At 58.7% G+C, this 17,419-nt stretch carries 18 protein-coding genes, 1 tRNA gene and 1 pseudogene; 13 read left to right on the plus strand and 7 right to left on the minus strand.

Features of this window, described 5'->3' with window-relative positions; genetic code table 11:
• Positions 1-9 precede the first annotated feature (9 nt).
• Entirely contained in the window at positions 10-1,083 is a 1,074-nt protein-coding gene (gene paaE, locus ACZ1HE_RS19350) for a 1,2-phenylacetyl-CoA epoxidase subunit PaaE (protein WP_472623456.1), read from the plus strand.
• Between the two features lie 11 nt (positions 1,084-1,094).
• Positions 1,095-1,853, plus strand: coding sequence for a Phenylacetic acid catabolic protein (locus ACZ1HE_RS19355; protein ID WP_472623458.1), 759 nt, complete (start codon positions 1,095-1,097; stop codon positions 1,851-1,853).
• Positions 1,854-2,020: 167 nt separating this feature from the next.
• Here the strand turns inward: ACZ1HE_RS19355 and ACZ1HE_RS19360 are convergent, their stop codons facing one another.
• From ACZ1HE_RS19360 to paaG, 4 genes and pseudogenes are all read right to left on the minus strand, one after another.
• The gene (locus tag ACZ1HE_RS19360; protein ID WP_472623460.1) at positions 2,021-2,617 is read right to left on the minus strand and encodes a TetR/AcrR family transcriptional regulator; all 597 of its coding nucleotides are present in this window, start codon (positions 2,615-2,617) and stop codon (positions 2,021-2,023) included.
• 3 nt (positions 2,618-2,620) lie between these two features.
• Positions 2,621-3,931 (minus strand): phenylacetate--CoA ligase PaaK, encoded by a 1,311-nt coding sequence (gene paaK / locus ACZ1HE_RS19365; RefSeq protein WP_472623462.1) that lies wholly within the window; start codon positions 3,929-3,931, stop codon positions 2,621-2,623.
• A gap of 15 nt (positions 3,932-3,946) precedes the next feature.
• Positions 3,947-4,375, minus strand: a complete 429-nt coding sequence (paaI, locus tag ACZ1HE_RS19370) for a hydroxyphenylacetyl-CoA thioesterase PaaI (RefSeq protein WP_472623464.1) — start codon at positions 4,373-4,375, stop codon at positions 3,947-3,949.
• Positions 4,376-4,377: 2 nt separating this feature from the next.
• Positions 4,378-5,164: pseudogene (gene paaG / locus ACZ1HE_RS19375) on the minus strand (2-(1,2-epoxy-1,2-dihydrophenyl)acetyl-CoA isomerase PaaG).
• A 106-nt stretch (positions 5,165-5,270) separates the two neighbouring features.
• Between paaG and ACZ1HE_RS19380 the strand changes: the two are divergent.
• The 6 genes from ACZ1HE_RS19380 to paaZ all read left to right on the plus strand — a co-directional run bounded on the left by ACZ1HE_RS19380 (position 5,271) and on the right by paaZ (position 12,503).
• Positions 5,271-7,235, plus strand: a complete 1,965-nt coding sequence (locus ACZ1HE_RS19380; protein ID WP_472623466.1) for an FAD-dependent oxidoreductase — start codon at positions 5,271-5,273, stop codon at positions 7,233-7,235.
• Between the two features lie 150 nt (positions 7,236-7,385).
• A complete protein-coding gene (locus tag ACZ1HE_RS19385; RefSeq protein WP_472623468.1) occupies positions 7,386-7,622 on the plus strand; it encodes a hypothetical protein in 237 nt (78 codons plus the stop codon).
• Positions 7,613-8,407: a TRAP transporter substrate-binding protein gene (locus ACZ1HE_RS19390; protein ID WP_472623470.1), complete on the plus strand. Its 795-nt coding sequence runs from the start codon at positions 7,613-7,615 to the stop codon at positions 8,405-8,407. The genes ACZ1HE_RS19385 and ACZ1HE_RS19390 overlap by 10 nt, the downstream gene beginning before the upstream one ends.
• 63 nt (positions 8,408-8,470) lie before the next feature.
• Complete coding sequence (locus ACZ1HE_RS19395) at positions 8,471-8,977, plus strand: TRAP transporter small permease (protein WP_472623472.1); 507 nt, start codon at positions 8,471-8,473, stop codon at positions 8,975-8,977.
• Complete coding sequence (locus ACZ1HE_RS19400; RefSeq protein WP_472623474.1) at positions 8,974-10,326, plus strand: TRAP transporter large permease; 1,353 nt, start codon at positions 8,974-8,976, stop codon at positions 10,324-10,326. The genes ACZ1HE_RS19395 and ACZ1HE_RS19400 overlap by 4 nt, the downstream gene beginning before the upstream one ends.
• A gap of 146 nt (positions 10,327-10,472) precedes the next feature.
• Positions 10,473-12,503 carry a phenylacetic acid degradation bifunctional protein PaaZ gene (gene paaZ, locus ACZ1HE_RS19405; protein ID WP_472623476.1) on the plus strand — a complete coding sequence of 677 codons (2,031 nt, stop codon included), beginning with the start codon at positions 10,473-10,475 and terminating at the stop codon, positions 12,501-12,503.
• Positions 12,504-12,541: 38 nt separating this feature from the next.
• Here paaZ and ACZ1HE_RS19410 read toward each other — a convergent pair whose 3' ends face one another.
• A complete protein-coding gene (locus tag ACZ1HE_RS19410; protein WP_472623478.1) occupies positions 12,542-12,850 on the minus strand; it encodes a RidA family protein in 309 nt (102 codons plus the stop codon).
• Between the two features lie 174 nt (positions 12,851-13,024).
• Here ACZ1HE_RS19410 and ACZ1HE_RS19415 point away from each other — a divergent pair, with 174 nt between their 5' ends.
• From ACZ1HE_RS19415 to ACZ1HE_RS19430, 4 genes are all read left to right on the plus strand, one after another.
• The gene (locus ACZ1HE_RS19415) at positions 13,025-13,744 is read left to right on the plus strand and encodes a helix-turn-helix transcriptional regulator (protein WP_472623480.1); all 720 of its coding nucleotides are present in this window, start codon (positions 13,025-13,027) and stop codon (positions 13,742-13,744) included.
• A 58-nt stretch (positions 13,745-13,802) separates the two neighbouring features.
• Positions 13,803-14,597 (plus strand): PaaX family transcriptional regulator C-terminal domain-containing protein, encoded by a 795-nt coding sequence (locus ACZ1HE_RS19420; protein WP_472623482.1) that lies wholly within the window; start codon positions 13,803-13,805, stop codon positions 14,595-14,597.
• Between the two features lie 111 nt (positions 14,598-14,708).
• Positions 14,709-15,062, plus strand: a complete 354-nt coding sequence (locus ACZ1HE_RS19425) for an alpha/beta fold hydrolase (protein ID WP_472623484.1) — start codon at positions 14,709-14,711, stop codon at positions 15,060-15,062.
• Positions 15,041-15,685 carry an alpha/beta fold hydrolase gene (locus ACZ1HE_RS19430; RefSeq protein ID WP_472624563.1) on the plus strand — a complete coding sequence of 215 codons (645 nt, stop codon included), beginning with the start codon at positions 15,041-15,043 and terminating at the stop codon, positions 15,683-15,685. Before ACZ1HE_RS19425 ends, ACZ1HE_RS19430 begins: the two co-directional genes overlap by 22 nt.
• Here ACZ1HE_RS19430 and ACZ1HE_RS19435 read toward each other — a convergent pair whose 3' ends face one another.
• The gene (locus ACZ1HE_RS19435) at positions 15,686-16,267 is read right to left on the minus strand and encodes a VOC family protein (RefSeq protein ID WP_472623486.1); all 582 of its coding nucleotides are present in this window, start codon (positions 16,265-16,267) and stop codon (positions 15,686-15,688) included.
• Positions 16,268-16,338: 71 nt separating this feature from the next.
• Positions 16,339-17,046, minus strand: a complete 708-nt coding sequence (locus ACZ1HE_RS19440) for a lysophospholipid acyltransferase family protein (protein WP_472624565.1) — start codon at positions 17,044-17,046, stop codon at positions 16,339-16,341.
• A 145-nt stretch (positions 17,047-17,191) separates the two neighbouring features.
• Here ACZ1HE_RS19440 and ACZ1HE_RS19445 point away from each other — a divergent pair.
• Positions 17,192-17,267 (plus strand) — tRNA-Trp (locus tag ACZ1HE_RS19445).
• The last annotated feature ends 152 nt before the right edge of the window (positions 17,268-17,419 follow it).

Consider the following 17,419-nt stretch of genomic DNA (forward strand, 5'->3'; position numbering starts at 1 on the left):
AGACGCCCCATGGCGCGCTTTCACGATCTGACCGTCACAGACGTTCACAAAACCATCCGCGACGCTGTCGTGGTCACGCTGCAGCCCGTCAACGGCGCAGCCGAAGAATTCGATTTCACTCAAGGCCAATACCTGACCTTCCGCCGCGATTTCGACGGCGAAGAGCTGCGCCGGTCCTATTCGATCTGCGCCGGTAAGGATGATGGTGTCCTGCAGGTCGGCATCAAACGCGTCGACGGCGGAGCCTTTTCGACCTGGGCCAATGAAGAGCTGAAGGTGGGCGACACCATCCAGGCAATGCCACCCATGGGCGGCTTCTTCACCGCGCTCGATGCGGATGCCAACAAGCATTACCTCGGTTTTGCCGGTGGCTCGGGCGTAACCCCGGTTCTGTCGATCCTGAAAACCACTTTGGCGCGTGAACCCAAAGCGCGGTTCACACTGGTCTATGCCAACAAGGGCGTGAACACGATCATGTTTCGTGAGGAACTGGAGGATCTCAAGAACCTCTACATGGGACGCCTGAACGTGATCCACATCCTGGAAAGCGACGCACAGGACATCGACCTGTTCACTGGTCTGGTGACGCAGGAAAAATGCGCCGAGCTGTTCAAACACTGGATCGACGTCAAAACCGTGGACACCGCATTCATCTGCGGACCCGAACCGATGATGCTGGGCATTGCCGCGGCTCTGCGCGATCACGGTCTGGATGATGCCCAGATCAAGTTCGAACTTTTTGCCAGCGCCCAGCCCGGCCGCGCCAAACGCAAGACCACATCGGGTGATGCTGCCAGCAGCGCGAACCAGACCAAGGCGGCTATCACGATGGATGGCTCGACCCAGACGATCACCATGCCCAAGGACATGTCGATCCTGGATGGTGCGCTCGAAAACGCGATGGACGCGCCCTATGCCTGCAAGGCAGGAGTTTGTTCAACATGTCGCTGTAAGGTGCTGGACGGCGAGGTCGAAATGGTCGCGAACCACGCGCTGGAGGACTACGAGGTCGAGAAAGGCTATGTCCTGTCCTGCCAGGCCTTCCCGCTGACGGATTCCGTCACAGTCGATTTTGATCAGTAAGGAGAGCGATCATGGCAGAAGATATGACAATCGAAAGCTACCTGGCCGCCGGCGGGGTACTGACCAATCCCACCAATGTGCCACCACGCTATCGCGCCGAGCTGATGAAACTGATGGCGATCTTTGTGGACAGTGAACTGGCAGGCGCTGCCGGTTTTGCGGATGTGATCAACGCTGGTCCCGGCATCAAGGAACGGATCGCCGCTGCCAAGATCGTGCTGGAAAAGACCGACAACGCCGACCGTGTGCTGCGAGTCATGGCCGAGTTCGGCGTGGATGCGGACCGCTATGCCTCGCACCATCCGTGGACCGCACGCCTTGGTCGTGATGCCGACATAGGGACATCCCGCAGCGATCACGACATGCGCCTGGCGGTGTTCAACTATCCGCTGGATGGCTGGGTTGATTCCGTGGTGATGAACGTACTGATGAGCCGGGCCGTGGTGATCCAACTGACCGAGTTCTCGTTGATCTCGTATCAACCTCTGGCCGAGGCATTCCGCGCTATCCTGCCTGTGGAAACCCGCCACGCAGAACTGGCTGTCGAAGGCGCACTGAAATTGGCGCAAGAAGGCACGACATCGGACATGCAGACATCGGTCGATTACTGGTGGCCTCGTGTGGCCGCAAGCTTTGGTTCAGGTGCGTCGAACAAGGCGGCTGCACTTAAAGACATGGGTTTGCGTCGTACCACGAACGCCGAACTCAAGACACGTTGGGAAGTTGAAGCATCCACCGTGCTCGATACCCTCGGCTTGAAACGCCCCTAATTCCGAGAGGCTCCCGCCCCTCATTGATGGCCCTCGCGGGCCATCTCCTCCAGTTGGGCGAGGTTCACGCGGGCAAAGCCCGCGTGAACCTCGCCCCTGCCGTCCGCAGGACGCAAGGCCGACAGGCCGCGCAGCTCTTTGTACGGCTCAGAAGAAACTCAAACTTTCTAGATTTTACTCAGACCACCAAGCGTCAGGTTGGAGACCACCGCCGCGTAATCTTCGCGCGCGTTGGGTCCCGCACCGGTGTTCCACATGTAGTACCAATTCAACATCCCAAAGACGGACATGGTAGCAGAGCGGAGCTTCTCACCGTCATTTGCGATCTCTAGTGGTGCGTTTTCAGCGATGATGCTGCTGACAAACTCGACCATGTCGCGCTGATAGCGGCGCAGCAACTTTTGCTGCTCTTCAGGCAAGGCGGACATACCGCTGGTCTGCACCCGGTGTTCATCATCCACACCCTGATAGGCCAGCAGGATCTCGGCCACCACTTTGTGCAGCCGTTCCTCACTGGACAGCCCGTCCAACTCGATCCCGCAGATCAGGTCGCGCAGTTCGCGCAGGTAGGTTTCAAGGATGTCATACAAGATGGCATCCTTGCTGTCGTAGTAGTGATAGATATTCGCCTTGGATATCCCACATTCCCGCGCCAATTGAGTCATTGACGCACGGTCGAACCCCTCGCGCGCGAACACGCGCGCGGCGGATTTCAGGATCTGAGCCCGTTTCTGATCATGGTCTTTTGCAATCGTGCGGGCCAAATTCTACTCCTTGCCTCGGTTGTCGACGACGCGCTTGGCTTTGCCTTCGGAGCGCGCCACCTCGCCGGGATCGCCCACGATAATTTCCGTCGAAACGCCCACGATGTCCTTGATCCGCTTGCTCAGCATCCGCGCAGCGGCCGTCTTGCTCAACTCGTCAGCCGCATCTGGGTTGGCTTCGACAAAGACCCGCATAGCATCCATGCGCCCGGATTTGTAGAGTTCGATCTGGAAATGCGGGGCCAGCCCGCCGGTGGCCATCAGCTGTTCCTCGATCTGTGTCGGGAAAACATTGACGCCGCGCAGAATGATCATGTCGTCTGAACGGCCAGTGATCTTCTCCATCCGACGCAGTGACCGTGCGGTTCCCGGCAACAATCGTGTCAGATCGCGTGTACGATAGCGGACCATCGGCAGGCCCTCTTTGGTGAGCGTGGTGAACACCAGCTCGCCCATTTCGCCGTCGGGTAGTACCTCACCAGTTTCCGGATCAATGACCTCGGGATAGAAATGGTCTTCCCAAACATGCAGGCCATCTTTGGTCTCGACGCATTCGTTGGCCACCCCCGGCCCCATGATCTCGGACAGGCCGTAGATGTCGACCGCATGCATGTCGAATGCCTGCTCGACCTCAAGCCGCATGGCGTTGGTCCAGGGTTCGGCGCCGAAGACACCCACCGACAATGAGCTTTCGCGCGGGTCCAGACCCATCTTGTGAAACTGCTCAAGGATGTTGAGCATATAGGACGGCGTCACCATGATGCCGTCGGGTTTGAAATCGTTGATCAACCCGACCTGCTTTTCGGTCTGGCCGCCGCCCATGGGCACCACAGTCGCGCCAAGGCGTTCGATGCCGTAATGCGCGCCCAGGCCACCGGTGAACAGGCCATAGCCATAGGCGTTGTGCACCATGTCGCCCTTGCACAAGCCCGAGGCACGCAGGGAACGGGCCAGTAGATCAGCCCAATTGTTGATGTCGTTGGCGGTATATCCTACCACCGTGGCCTTGCCGGTGGTGCCCGACGAGGCATGCAGGCGGATGATTTGTTCGCGTGGCACGGCAAAAAGACCAAAGGGATAGTTGTCGCGCAAATCGTTCTTGTAGGTGAACGGAAACTTGGCCAGATCGGCCAAGCTTTGCAGATCGTCGGGGTGTACGCCCGCCTCATCGAACCGCTGCTTATACATCGGCACGTTGTCATAGGCGTGGCGCAGCGACCACTTCATCCGTTCCAGCTGTTTGGCGCGGATCTCGTCGATCGAGGCAATCTCGATCGGGTCCAGGTCGGCTTTGTTCGGGGTCAGGTCCTTCATGGCGTCCTCCACACCTTAATCTTCATCAAACAGGGTGCCTTTGATCGCCCGGGAAAAGCCCCGGAATTCGGCGATCTGTTGGCCGTCCTGATTGGTCACGGTTACATCATAAATCCCGCTGCGCCCGGTCAGGCTCAGCTCGGTTGCGGTGGCGATCAGCCGGTCGCCCAATTGTCCGGGCGCGATGAAGCTGATCACATTGTGTTGGGCAACCGTTGATTGGTTGCGACTGTTGCAGGCAAATGCAAAGGCACTGTCGGCCAGCATGAAGGTCACGCCGCCGTGGCATATCCCATGCCCGTTGCAATGATGCGCCTCGACGGTCATCTCAAGCGTCGCGGTCGCCTCATCAACATAGGTGATTTCCATCCCGGCCCATTTCGAGGCCTGATCCCCATCCCACATGGCTTGGGCGGCACGTTCTGCGCGGGTTTTTGGCGTCATTGTCACTTGCCTTGAAACTTGGGGCTTCGTTTTTCCAGAAACGCAGTGACGCCTTCGGCGTAGTCCGCGCTTTCGCCACAGGTTTTCATGGCATCGGCTTCCATTTCAAGGTGTTCGATCAGATCATCGGTCGCGGCCGCCTGAATGCACTGCTTGGTCAGGCCCATGCCCAGTGTCGGGCCATTGGCGAACTGCTCGGCCAGCGCGCGGGCCTCGGACATCAAATCGTCGTCCGGCAGGGCCTTCCAGATCAGCCCCCAATCCTCGGCCTGTTTGGCTGGCAGGGGTTGCGCGGTGAAGGCCAGTCCCTTGGCGCGCGCCTCACCCAGCAGGCGCGGCAAATGCCACGAGCCGCCGGTGTCCGGAATCAAGCCGACCTTGGAAAAGGACTGGATGAACTTGGCGCTTTCGCCTGCCAGCACCATGTCACAGGCCAGCGCAATGTTGGCCCCTGCCCCGGCAGCAACACCGTTGACGGCGCAGATGACGGGGAAGTTCAGCGACCGAATGAGCGTGACCAACGGTGCATAGAAGGTGCGCACAGTTTTGCCCAGATCAGGCGGGCCGTCCATCTTTGATGGGTCGCGGTCGCCCAGATCCTGACCCGCACAAAAACCGCGGCTAAGCCCCGGTCAACAGCACCGCACGAGCGCCAGAATCACGCGCATTTTCAAGCGCAGCACGCAGCGCATAGTGCATTTCGTCGTTGAAGCTGTTCAGGCGATCTGGACGGTTGAGGGTGATTTCCACCCAATTTCCATGGTCTTGCGCAAGAATCGTATCGCTCATGTCAGGCCCGCTTTGCAGATGTTTCTACAAAACAGTTGCATTAACCGAACGGTTGGTCAATAAATTTTTCGAATATGTTGATTCTCCGATTTTGAGGACAAAGCACATGACGGACAGCGCGGTTGTTACGGTCACGCATGAGGGCGACATCGCCTGGGTTGAGATTGACAATCCCCCGGTGAACGCAACTTCGACCGCTGTGCGTGCAGGCCTTGCTGCGGCGGTGCAAAAGGTTCAAGGCGCGCGCGTTGCCATCCTGACCTGCGCCCGTCGCACCTTTGTGGCTGGCGGTGACATGTCCGAGTTTGACCGAGCGCCTGAAGAGCCCCACCTGCCCGACGTGGTGCAGATGATCGAGGACAGCGAAACACCCTTCATCGCGGCGATGCAAGGCAACGTCTTGGGCGGCGGGTTCGAGATCGCCATGGGCTGCGCCTGGCGGATCGCTGCACCCGGCACCAAGTTTGGCCTGCCCGAGGTGAATGTGGGTCTGGTCCCCGGTGCAGGCGGCACGCAACGCGCGCCCCGCCTGATCGGGATGCAGGCGGCAGTCGACATGGCATGCTCGGGTAAAATCCTGCCTGCTGAGAAATTGTTGGAATTGGGTGGAGTGGATCAGATTGCGCAGGGCGAACTGAAAGAGGCCGTCCGCGCGTTTGCTCAGAACTTGCCCGAACGCCCTGTGAAAGTGCGGGACCGCACGGTCGCGGCATTGCCGTTGGATGAATACGCCGCAACAGAAGTTGCGTTGAAAAGGCGGGCAAAAGGCCAGCAGTCTCCGGCCCTGAACCTCGAGGCACTACAGTGGGCTGCTCTGCCGTTTGAGCAAGGTCAACCGGTCGAGCGCACCTTGCACCTGAAGCTGCGACACTCGGTCGAAAGCCGCGCCTTGCGGTATGCGTTTTTTGCTGAACGCGCCGTTAGCAAGCCCAATCTGATCGCCGGGGTAGAGCCGCGCGCTCTGAACCGGATCGCCATCGTTGGCGGCGGCCTGATGGGCGCCGGGATCGCCATGGCCTGCCTGAGCGGTGGTCTTTCGGTAACGCTGATCGAGCGGGATGCTCCTGCTGCTGACGCGGCCAAAACGCGCGTGTCCGGCTTGATCGAAGGCGGTGTGAAACGCGGCAAATTCTCGGCAGACGACCATTCCGATATGCTGGCGCGCTTGGCGACAACCGATAGCTACGCAGATGCCGCAGACGCCGATCTGGCGATCGAGGCAGTGTTCGAGGATCTGGACGTCAAACGTGACGTATTCCGCCAGTTGGCGGCCGTCATGGGACCGGATGCGATCCTGGCGACCAACACCTCATACCTGGACCCGACACTGATCTTTGACGGCATCCCCAACCTGTCGCGCTGTCTCGGTCTGCATTTCTTCAGCCCCGCGCATGTGATGAAACTGCTCGAAATCGTCAAAACCCCTGACACCGATCCGCAGGTCATCGCCACCGGCTTTGCCCTGGGCAAACGCCTGCGCAAAGTCTCGGTCCTATCGGGTATTTGTGACGGGTTCATCGGCAACCGGATGCTGGCCGCTTACAGGCGCGAAGCGGAATACCTGCTGGCTGATGGAGCCTTGCCGCATCAGGTCGACGCGGCCATGCGCGCCGCTGGAATGCCCATGGGGCCGTTTGAACTGCAGGACCTCACCGGGCTTCAGATTGCTTGGGCCAACCGCAAACGTCAGGCCACAACACGTGACCCGAACGAACGGTACGAGCGCATCGCTGACACGCTCTGCGAAATGAATCGCCTGGGCCAGCGTACCGGTAAGGGTTGGTATTGCTACGAAGACGGATCGCGCACGCCGATCCGCGACGCGGAAGTCGAAGAGCTGGTCGTCTCATACTCCAAAAACAACGGTTTGACTCGCCACACTTTCACTGCCGAACAGATCTCGGACCGGCTGTTGGACGTGCTGGCGCGTGAGGGTCAGCAGATCGTAAGTGAGGGAATCGCCGAGCGCGCCGAAGATGTGGATGTGGTGAAACTTTTTGGCTACGGCTTTCCCCGCTGGCGCGGTGGGCCGATGTTCCTGGCCTCATCCAAGCAGGAAAAAGCTGCATGAAATCTGCATCTTAACGAAATCCAGAACACACCATACACACCCCAAATCGAAAAAATGAACCGATCATAAGACTACCCACAATGCGTTGATGGTTACAAAAACAACCATTATCCGCGTTCATCAACACCATTCTGCGAGGGAGGAAACCCAATGGTAAAATTCACGAAACTGAGCACTCTGCTGGCCTCGGCGGCCTTGGCCGTATCGGGCGCGGCAGCGTTTGCAGCCGACTACACCCTGACGATTTCAAGTTGGGCACCGCCAACCCACGGCATCAACGCCAAGATGTGGCCCAAGTTCGTCGAGATGGTTGAGGAGGCCACCGACGGCAAAGTCACAGCCGAGCTGAAACTGGGCATCGCCCTCCCCCTGCACAGATGGATTTGATTCAGGACGGCGCCGCTGATGCCTCGATCATCTTCCACGGCTACCAGCCCGGCCGCTTTGTCACCACCAAGCTGATCGAACTGCCCGGCTACGAAGGCTCGGCCGAGGCTGCATCGGTCGCCTACTGGCGCGCATATGAAAAATATCTTGCCGAGGCGAACGAGCACCGCGGCGTCAAGCTGATCGCTTTGCACACACATGGTCCAGCTCAGTTGCACTCGAACGCAGCCGTCACAGACATGAGCCAGATCGCCGGCCTCAAGGTGCGGATCCCCGGCGGTGTCGGCGGCGACGTTGGAGCCGCCCTAGGCGCCACCGGCATCAAAGTTCCGGCCCCCAAGGTATACGAAACCCTGGCCTCGAACGCAGCCGACGGCGTTGTCATGCCGTTTGAATCCCGCAAGGGCTTCAAGCTGACCGAGGTTGCCAAAAACGTCTATGAAGTTCCCGGCGGCCTGTACCGTGGCTCGTTCGCTTTCATCATGAACGAAGACACCTTTGCCGATCTGCCTGCTGACATCCAAGCGGCGTTGGACGAGAAAGTCTTTGGTGAACCGCTGAGCCGTGAGATCGGTAAGATCTGGGACGAGATCGACGGCATCGGCCGTGAAGCAACCCAATCGACCGATGGCAACGCGATCAACGCGGCTTCGGACGCGGATCTGGAGAAGTTCAACGCCATCGCCGAAGAAGTTCGCGCCAAGGTTCTGGCCGAAGTCACCGATGCTGGCATCGATGCGCAAGCCGCGTATGACCAAATCAAGTCGGACATGGCCGCAAACTAAGCCTGTCCACCGGGGCGGCGGGTCCTGCCGCCCCACCCTTCGGACCCCTGCAAAGGAGCCCACATGTCTCCCCTTCTCAAGCTCGCCCGCAGCGCCAGCATCGTGCCAATTGTGGTCGCCTGCATTGCTCTGTTCATCCTGATGATCATGACTTTTGCCGATGTCATCTTGCGGTCAATGTTCAATTCACCCATTGAGGCCGCAACAGAACTGACCCGCATTCTGATGGCGGTTCTTGTCTTTTCCGTGCTGCCCATCATCTCGGTCCAGAATGGCCACATTGCCGTCGATCTGACTGACGGCTTGTTCAACCGCTTTCGCCTCAGCCGTCTGCGTGACGGGCTGCTCAATGTCTTTTGCGGCGTGATCCTTTATTGGCCGGTTCAGCGTGTCTGGATCCTGGCGGAACGCGCACGCGACTATGGGGATGTGACCGAATATCTGGCGATCCCCGTCTTCTACGTCGGTTGGTTCATCACCCTCACTGTCGCCGTTTCAGCCATCGCGATGATCATCAATGGCCTGATCCTTCTCTTTGCCCCCAACCTTCTCGCGGAGCCGAACCAATGACCGCCGCCCTGATCGGATTTTTCCTTGTTCTGGTTCTCGTTCTGATCCGGATGCCCATCGTTTTTGCCATGGGCCTTGTTGGCACACTTGGCTTTGCCTACGAGCGCGGCGGCTCGATCTTTGACGAACGCGGCCTCAAGGCCGCGATGTCGATGGTTGGCCGCCAAATCACCGATACCGCACAGGACTATGGCCTGTCGGTTGTCCCTCTCTTCATCCTGATGGGCCTTTTCGTGAACAAGGGGGGCATGGCGCGCGAGCTTTATGCCGTGTCCAACGCTTTCTTGGGTCACATGCGCGGCGGGATCGCCATGGCGACCGTTGCCGCCTGTGGTGGGTTCTCGGCCATCTGCGGCTCATCACTGGCCACTGCGGCGACCATGTCCAAAGTCGCGATGCCGGAAATGCGCCGCTATGGTTACTCGGACGAGCTGTCCACTGCCTCCATTGCGGCGGGAGGTACACTCGGTATCCTAATTCCTCCGTCAGTGATCCTGGTGATCTATGGTCTGCTGACCGAAACCTCGATCGGCAAGCTGTTCATGGCCGGCATCATCCCGGGTATCTTGGGCATCCTGTTCTACCTGTTTGCCGTCCGCTGGACCGTCTGGCGCAACCCGAACTCGGGCCCAGCAGGCGAGCGCGCCAGTTGGGGTGAGCGGTTCAAGGCGCTTGGCTCGGTTTGGGCTGTGCTGCTCTTGTTCTTCCTGGTGATCGGCGGGCTGTATGGCGCGTTTGACTTTGAACCGCTGAACCTGACCTTTTCCCCGACTGAGGCGGCCGGTATGGGCGCGGCCGGAGCCTTTCTGATCGCGCTATTTCGGGGTGGTCTGACCATAGGATCGACCTTTGAGGTTCTGAAAGAGACCACTTTTACGGCTGCGGCGCTTTTTGCGGTGCTGATCGGGGCGCAGATCTTTTCGAACTTCATCAACCTTGCGGGTCTGCCCGAAGCGCTGATCGCCATGGTGACGGCTTATGACGTCGCGCCCTTTGTGGTGATCCTAATGATCCTGGGCATCTACATCATCTTGGGTTGCGTGTTTGAATCGCTCTCGATGCTGCTGCTGACCGTACCGATCTTCTTCCCGCTGGTGACGTCGCTGGGGTATGACCCGATCTGGTTCGGCATCGTGGTGGTTGTCGTCACCGAAATCTCGTTGATCACGCCGCCTGTGGGCCTGAACGTTTTCATCCTGAAAGGGGTGGTTGGCGACGTGTCCACCGGTACGATCTTTCGTGGCGTTACACCCTTCTGGATCGCGGACATCTTCCGCCTCGCCCTGATCGTTCTGGTCCCCATCGTGGTGCTTTACTTGCCGCAGCAGATGGGCGCATTGGGCCACTAAATCTCTTTGGCCGGATGCACCTGCATCCGGCCTTTTTCCGCTTCGGCGGGTTTTTTTGACTCAATTAATTGACCGATCATTCGGTTAATCATAACATGAGCAAAACCGGGCGCGACTCTGCCTGATCGACACCAAGGAGACTTCCGATGAGTTTGCAGCAGATTTCCAGCTTTGCCGCCGGTGAATGGATCGCGCCGGGCAGCGGTGCTCGCACCATCGCTTCGGCCATCACGGGTGAAGCGTTTGCCAGCGCAGGCAACAACGCACTCGATGTGCAAGGCATGCTGGACTACGCCCGCAACGTGGGTGGCCCTGCTCTGCGCCAGATGGGATTCCACGACCGCGCCAAAATGCTCAAGGCACTGGCAAATGCACTGGGTGCGCAGAAGCAGGCGCTTTATGACCTGAGCTTTGAAACCGGTGCGACCCAAAGCGACCACTTGATCGACATCGATGGCGGCATCGGCACGATGTTTGTCTTTGCTTCCAAAGGCCGCCGCGAAATGCCCGACGGGCAGGTATATCTGGACGGCGATGTCGAACAGCTTAGCCGCAATGGCACCTTTCTGGGACAACACGTCTGCACCCCGTTGCACGGCGTCGCGGTCCACATCAACGCTTTCAACTTCCCGGTCTGGGGCATGTTGGAAAAACTGGCCCCCACCCTGTTAGCGGGTGTACCTGCGATCGTGAAACCGGCGACCAACAGCTGTTATGTCACGGAACTGGCGGTCAAGATAATGCTCGACAGCGGCATCCTGCCCGCCGGTGCTCTGCAACTGGTCTCGGGCGGTCTGGGTGACATGCTGGACCGGCTGGGCATGCAGGATGTGGTCAGCTTTACTGGCTCTGCCGACACCGCGCTAAAACTGCGCCAGACGCCTGCGATCGTGAACAACGCGGTGCGGTTTGTGTCGGAACAGGACAGCCTCAACGCCTCGATCCTTGGCACTGACGCCGAGCCCGGAACCCCCGAGTTTGATCTGTTTGTCAAAGAGGTCAGCCGCGAGATGACCGCCAAGGCGGGTCAGAAATGCACCGCAATACGCCGCATCATCGCGCCAGAAACTTCGGTGCAGGCCGTGATCGAGGCTCTGTCTGCGCGCCTGTCGAAAACTCTGATCGGCGATCCGCGCCTGGAAACCACACGCATGGGTGCACTGGTGTCGAATGGTCAGAAACAGGACGTGTTGGAAAAGGCAGCGATCATCGGGCAAGAGGCCGAACGCGTCTTTGGCGACCCCGAAAACTTTGCCGTCGAAGGCGCAAACAAGGACAAAGGCGCGTTCCTGCCGCCGATGCTGTTTCACTGCGCCGACCCGGACAACGCCCAGCGCGTGCACGACACCGAGGCCTTTGGCCCCGTCTCGACCATCATGGGCTACCGTGATCTGGATCACGCGATCAATATCGCCAACCGTGGCCAAGGTTCGCTGGTGACTTCCGTCATCACAAATGATGCAACCGTCGCTCGTGACGTCGTGTTTGGCTCGGGTGCCTACAACGGCCGGATCTACATCAACAACCGCACCTCGATGAAGGAATCGACAGGTCACGGCTCTCCGCTGCCCCACATGGTGCATGGTGGCCCCGGCCGCGCGGGCGGTGGTGAAGAAATGGGCGGCGTGCGTGGCGTGAAGCACTATATGCAGCGCACCGCCATCCAAGGCTCACCCGAAATGCTGAGCGCCATCGGCGGCACTTGGGTGCCCGGCGCGCCCGAAGTCAAAGGCCCCGCACACCCCTTCACCCGCAAGTTCGGCGAGTTGTCGATCGGCGAGACGCTGCACACCGCGTCGCGCACTGTCACGATGGACGATATCGAGCTGTTTGCGAACTTCACCGGCGACACGTTCTATGCTCACATGGATGACGACGCCGCCAAACGGAACCCGTTCTTCCCTGGTCGTGTGGCGCATGGCTATTTGCTGCTTAGCTTTGCGGCTGGTTTGTTTGTCGAACCAAACGAAGGTCCGGTTCTGGCGAATACCGGCTTGGATAACCTGCGGTTCATGAAGCCGGTCAGCGCCGGTGACAGCATCAAGGTGCGCCTGAGCGTCAAGAAAAAGACCCGCCGCACGGATGAATACGGCGAGGTGCGCTGGCACGTGACACTGACCAATCAGGATGACGAAATGGTCGCAGAATATGAACTGCTGACCATGAACGCTTACTAAGTCAAATAGCGCGCGGTTTACCTCCGCGCGCCTTTTTCTCAAGCCATGGCCGTGGCCTCGATCTCGAACATGAGGCCCGGCAAAGCCAGCCGCGTGACACCCAGCAGTGTCATCGGAGGCGCAACCTGATGCGGCCCAAACCGCATCCCCATCAGATCAAAATTCTTCAGCGCTTCGTCCACATCCGTGGCATAGATGCCCAGCCGAGTGACGTTGCTCAGGTCCATCCCGCCATCCGACAAAACCGCCTCTAGATTATCAAGAGCCAGGCCGATCTGCGCGCGCATGTCACCCGAATGCTGAGGAATGCCCGTCTCATCCACAGCGGTCTGACCGGCACAGGTCAACTGTCGGGTACCCCCTCAAAGATCTCGGCCTGATTGTAACCTAGCTTGGGTGACCAATCCCATGGGTTCACAGCAGTACGTTTCATTATTCAATGCTCCTGATTTTTTGTTGCTGCGTCCGGGGTAAATCAAAATAGTGACAAATCCTGTCACTGTTAGTGCTAGGGTGGTCACATGAATGTTCGCAACCGCCATGATGCCATCGTGCGAAGCCTGCGCCGCAACGGAACAGCCACGGTTGATGACCTGGCAGGTGAAGTAGGCGTCTCGCGCCGTACAGTGCTGCGCGACATCAGGGCGCTGCGGGATGAAGGTTTTGTCATTCATTCTGATGTCGGGCGTGGCGGCGGACTGCAGCTTGATCCGCAGTCCATCCAGACCAGCGCACGACTGTCCGTGCCCGAAGTCTTTGCCCTCTTGATCAGCGTGGCGGCTATGCGTGCGGCCGGAAACTTGCCATTCTTTGATCTGGCTGACGCCGGGCTGGCAAAAATCGAAAAAGCGCTGCCATCGGACAAGGTCAAAGAGCTGCGCGCTTTTTTGGATCGCCTGTACATCGGGAAACTTTCGCCGCTGCAGGATCTGTCTGACATGGGCCGGTTAGATCCAGACCTGTTGCCTGTGTTCCAAAGCGCATTCCTGGATCGTCGCCTGCTCCGGTTCGACTATCACGATGCCAAAGGCCGCAAGACCCAGCGACAGGTCGAACCTCAGGCCATGCTTATTCTGCCGCCGCTTTGGTATCTGGTAGCCTGGGATCCGCAGCGCGCGGATTTCCGACATTTCCGGATGGACCGGATCAGCACCCCACGAACCGCCGAATACACCACCTTCAGGCACCGGCATGTGCCATTCGAAGACGACGTTTGTCCATTCAGCGAATTGGGCCCATAAAACCGCCTCAGACCCTTTTTGCGTGGTCTTGCTGTAGCTTGCGTCGTAAACTGATCACATGACAGCTCAAGACCAATGGTTCGACAGCGCGATCACGCGTTTGGCCGACCCACAAAACCAGCGCGTGTGGTCGATCATCGTGTCCCTATTCGGTGATCTCGCGCAAGGTCCCGACGACCGGATAAGCGGTGCAGCACTGACCCGCATCATTCAACCGATGCATGTCAAACCAGAAGCCATCCGTGTGGCTCTGCATCGCCTGCGAAAAGACGGCTGGGTGGACAGCGCCCGGTCTGGCCGCTCAAGCGTGCACCACCTGACCGAGTTTGGCCGGATGCAATCTGCCGCTGTCACCCCCCGGATCTATGACCGGGACCCAAAAGTTTCGCAGGATTGGCATCTTTTGATGTCCGAGGGTGGCGGCGCGCTGGATGACCTATTATTGACAGAAAACTACATCAGCATCGGGCGCAGTGCCGCCTTGGGATCGGGTGCGGTTCCTCCGAATTGCGACGACTTGGTAGTGTTCGATGTCACGGCCCGCAGTGTACCGGAGTGGCTCAAATCCCGCCTGTGCCCACCTGATTTGATCGAGGCATGCCGCTCACTATCAGACGCGGTGGCAAATGTTCGCGACACACGGCCCGCCGAGCTGCAGCTGACTGCTGTGCAGGTCGCAACACTACGCACTCTCATCGTGCACCGCTGGCGCCGTGTTGTCCTGCGCAACCCGGATTTGCCGCCAATGTTTTTCCCTGATGATTGGCGCGGGTCAAACTGCCGGTCTTCGGTTTTTGCACTTTTGGACACGTTGCCCAAGCCGGACTTGAACGCGCTGAACGCCCCTGCTTGATCCCTTGTACGAACTGCAACGCACTCTCGGTAAATTAGCTACAAACAATCCCGGGGCTTGCACTGAAACGCCCCCTGCCTGAAAGATGGCGCACGCTTGGAGATTGAGCCAATGTCCCTAATTGCTGCGATCGTTCTGACTCTTCTGATCCTCGCGGTCGGGCTGCCGGTCATATTCTACCTCTGGACCCATAAGCTGGCTCGAATGGGCGAGCAGCTGGTGCCCCAGGCCGGAGAGGTCATCCCGGTGCGCGGCGGCGGTATTCACTATGTCGAGATGGGTAACCCTCGCAAGCAAACACTTGTCATGATTCACGGGTTGTCGGGGCAATTGCAGCATTTCACTTATGCGTTGGCGCAGGATCTGGCGCAGGATCATCATGTCATCGCGCTGGATCGCCCCGGCTGTGGGTACTCCCCCGCGATGACGACGCTTTGGCTGAATTGCCTGAACAGGCGCGCATGATTGGTGAGTTTTTCGACAAGAAAGGAATCAAGGATCCCGTTCTAGTAGGACATTCCTTGGGTGGTGCTGTCTCATTGGCCATTGCCTTGCAACGCCCGCGCGACATTGCAGCGCTAGCCCTGATCTGCCCACTGACACATCCCATGAACAGCGCGGCACCGGCATTCAAACCGCTGGAAATCCGATCACCCCGCGTGCGCCGCTGGATCGGTAACACAATCGCGGTGCCATTGAGCAAACGCACCGCGGCAGAAACCCTGCGCATGGTGTTTGCGCCCGAAAGCTGCCCCGATGATTTCCTGGAAAACGCGGGTGGCGCGCTTGGCCTACGTCCGCAAGCTTTTGTCACCGCATCCGCCGACTTGGTCTGGGCCGAGCAATCCATTCGCGCGCAAGCCGATCAATACCCGCATCTGCGCACCCCGGGCGGCGTCCTGTTTGGTGCCAAGGACCCCATCGTTCCCGCCAAGGATCACGGCCCAACAATGACGCAATACGGGCTGAGCTATCAAACGCTTGAAGGGCGAGGTCACATGATCCCCATCACTGACCCGGATGCCTGCTCCGAGTTCATTCGCGGTATTTCTGTCATGGCGCGTATTCCGGCCACGCTGGTGAAGTAATCAATAAGGGTTCATGGGTCCACGGTCTGATGACAGGCTGTCCTGTCGCCGCTCGACCAGCATCTCAATCGCGTCAGCCAGATGAACGCGGCCAATGTTGTGGTCGCCACGCGCCACACGCAAACGATGCGCTTCGATCAGAACATCCGCGTGACTGCAACCCATTGGCGGCTCGAAAACATAGCTGGCCAGTTCGATTAGCAACCCCATCGGCTCGGTGAAATAGATCGAGTTCATGAACCCGCGATCCTTGACCCCGGAATGAGAGATCCCGCGCTCGTCCAAACGTTCAACGGCTTGCTCAAATGTGGCTTGGCTGACGGCAAACGCCAGATGATGCACGCAGCCGGGGTCAGTCGGCGTTCGATCATGAACGGGCTGGCGCTTTTCATTGGTAAAGACCGTGATCAATCGCCCGTCACCGGGATCGAAATACAGGTGCCCTTCGTCCGGATTGTCCAGATTGGGTTGATCAAAGACAAAAGGCATGCCTAGCACACCTTCCCAAAAATCAAGCGAGATTTGACGACCCGCGCCTGTCAACGTGATGTGATGAACGCCCTGTACCTGTAGTTTGCGCATCGTCGCCTCCGCTTGCACTCTTGAGGGGAAGTATCGCAATTGACGCATCGGACAATGTCAAACACTGTCGATTACTCTGCCGGTGCTTCCCACGGCGTACGCCCAACCATCCGATCGGCTTCAGCCGTCAGATCGTTCATCGCAGCCTCTAGCGATTGTCGCAGCTCTTCGGTTTGCTCTTCAGTTGCCTTACGCGGCACTTCATGCGGCCATTCCCTACACAGAAACACCCCCTCGTTGCCCCAAACACGGGGCAACAGCATCCGATCCCAACTGCTGGCCTCGCGCCCGTGTTTGACCGAGAAAGTCATACAGAAGACCCGTTTTCCGGTTGTCCGGGCCCAGATCAGCGGCACGTTAGACAAAACCCGTTCCGGTCCACGCGGACCATCTGCGGCGATCCCGATGGACACCCCCTGTTTGGTCATACCCAGCACTTCGCGCGACAGGGCCACATGGCGCTTGTGGCTGGACATCGCAATTGTATCCATACCCAACAGATGTTGAACCCGTCCCACCATGCTGCCCGCGCGCGCGGCCGAAGTGATCGTGCAAATACGTCCCTTGTCCAACGGATAGAGAAACGGAGACATGACCAGTCGTTGATGCCACAGCACCACGACCACCGGTTCGCCCGCCTCGGCCAACTGGTCAAGCTCTTCGAACCCGATCCGCTGCCATTTGGTGTAGCGATACACCATCCGGGCATAGCCCGCGATGCGCCGCGCCACCCAGTTGAGTACGGCCTCGCTGTCTGCGATATTCTTCCGCAGGCTCACCATGGATCCTCCCGTCAGGTTCCCATGTTGATACTGCAACCACCCATCAGCGCAACTCGTTTCTGATCACAGAGCAGTTTCATCGATGAAATGAAAAAAGCCTCTTGAGTCCCGCGCGCGGCTGGCATATCTCCATCGCCACGATAGGGGTATAGCTCAGTTGGTAGAGCGACGGTCTCCAAAACCGTAGGTCCCGGGTTCGAGCCCTGGTGCCCCTGCCATCCCACAAAATTTGATGCGACGTGATCCGGATGTTCAGACATTCGTTGCCCGCCCGATTTCGACGCAAAAATTGTCCCCAAAACAATTGCTCCACTCAGCATTTTGGCCGCAAACTTGACTCTCTAATCCTGAAAGAGGCAGGCTGACTAAG

The organism is Falsiruegeria sp. JB4-1, from assembly GCF_055693495.1.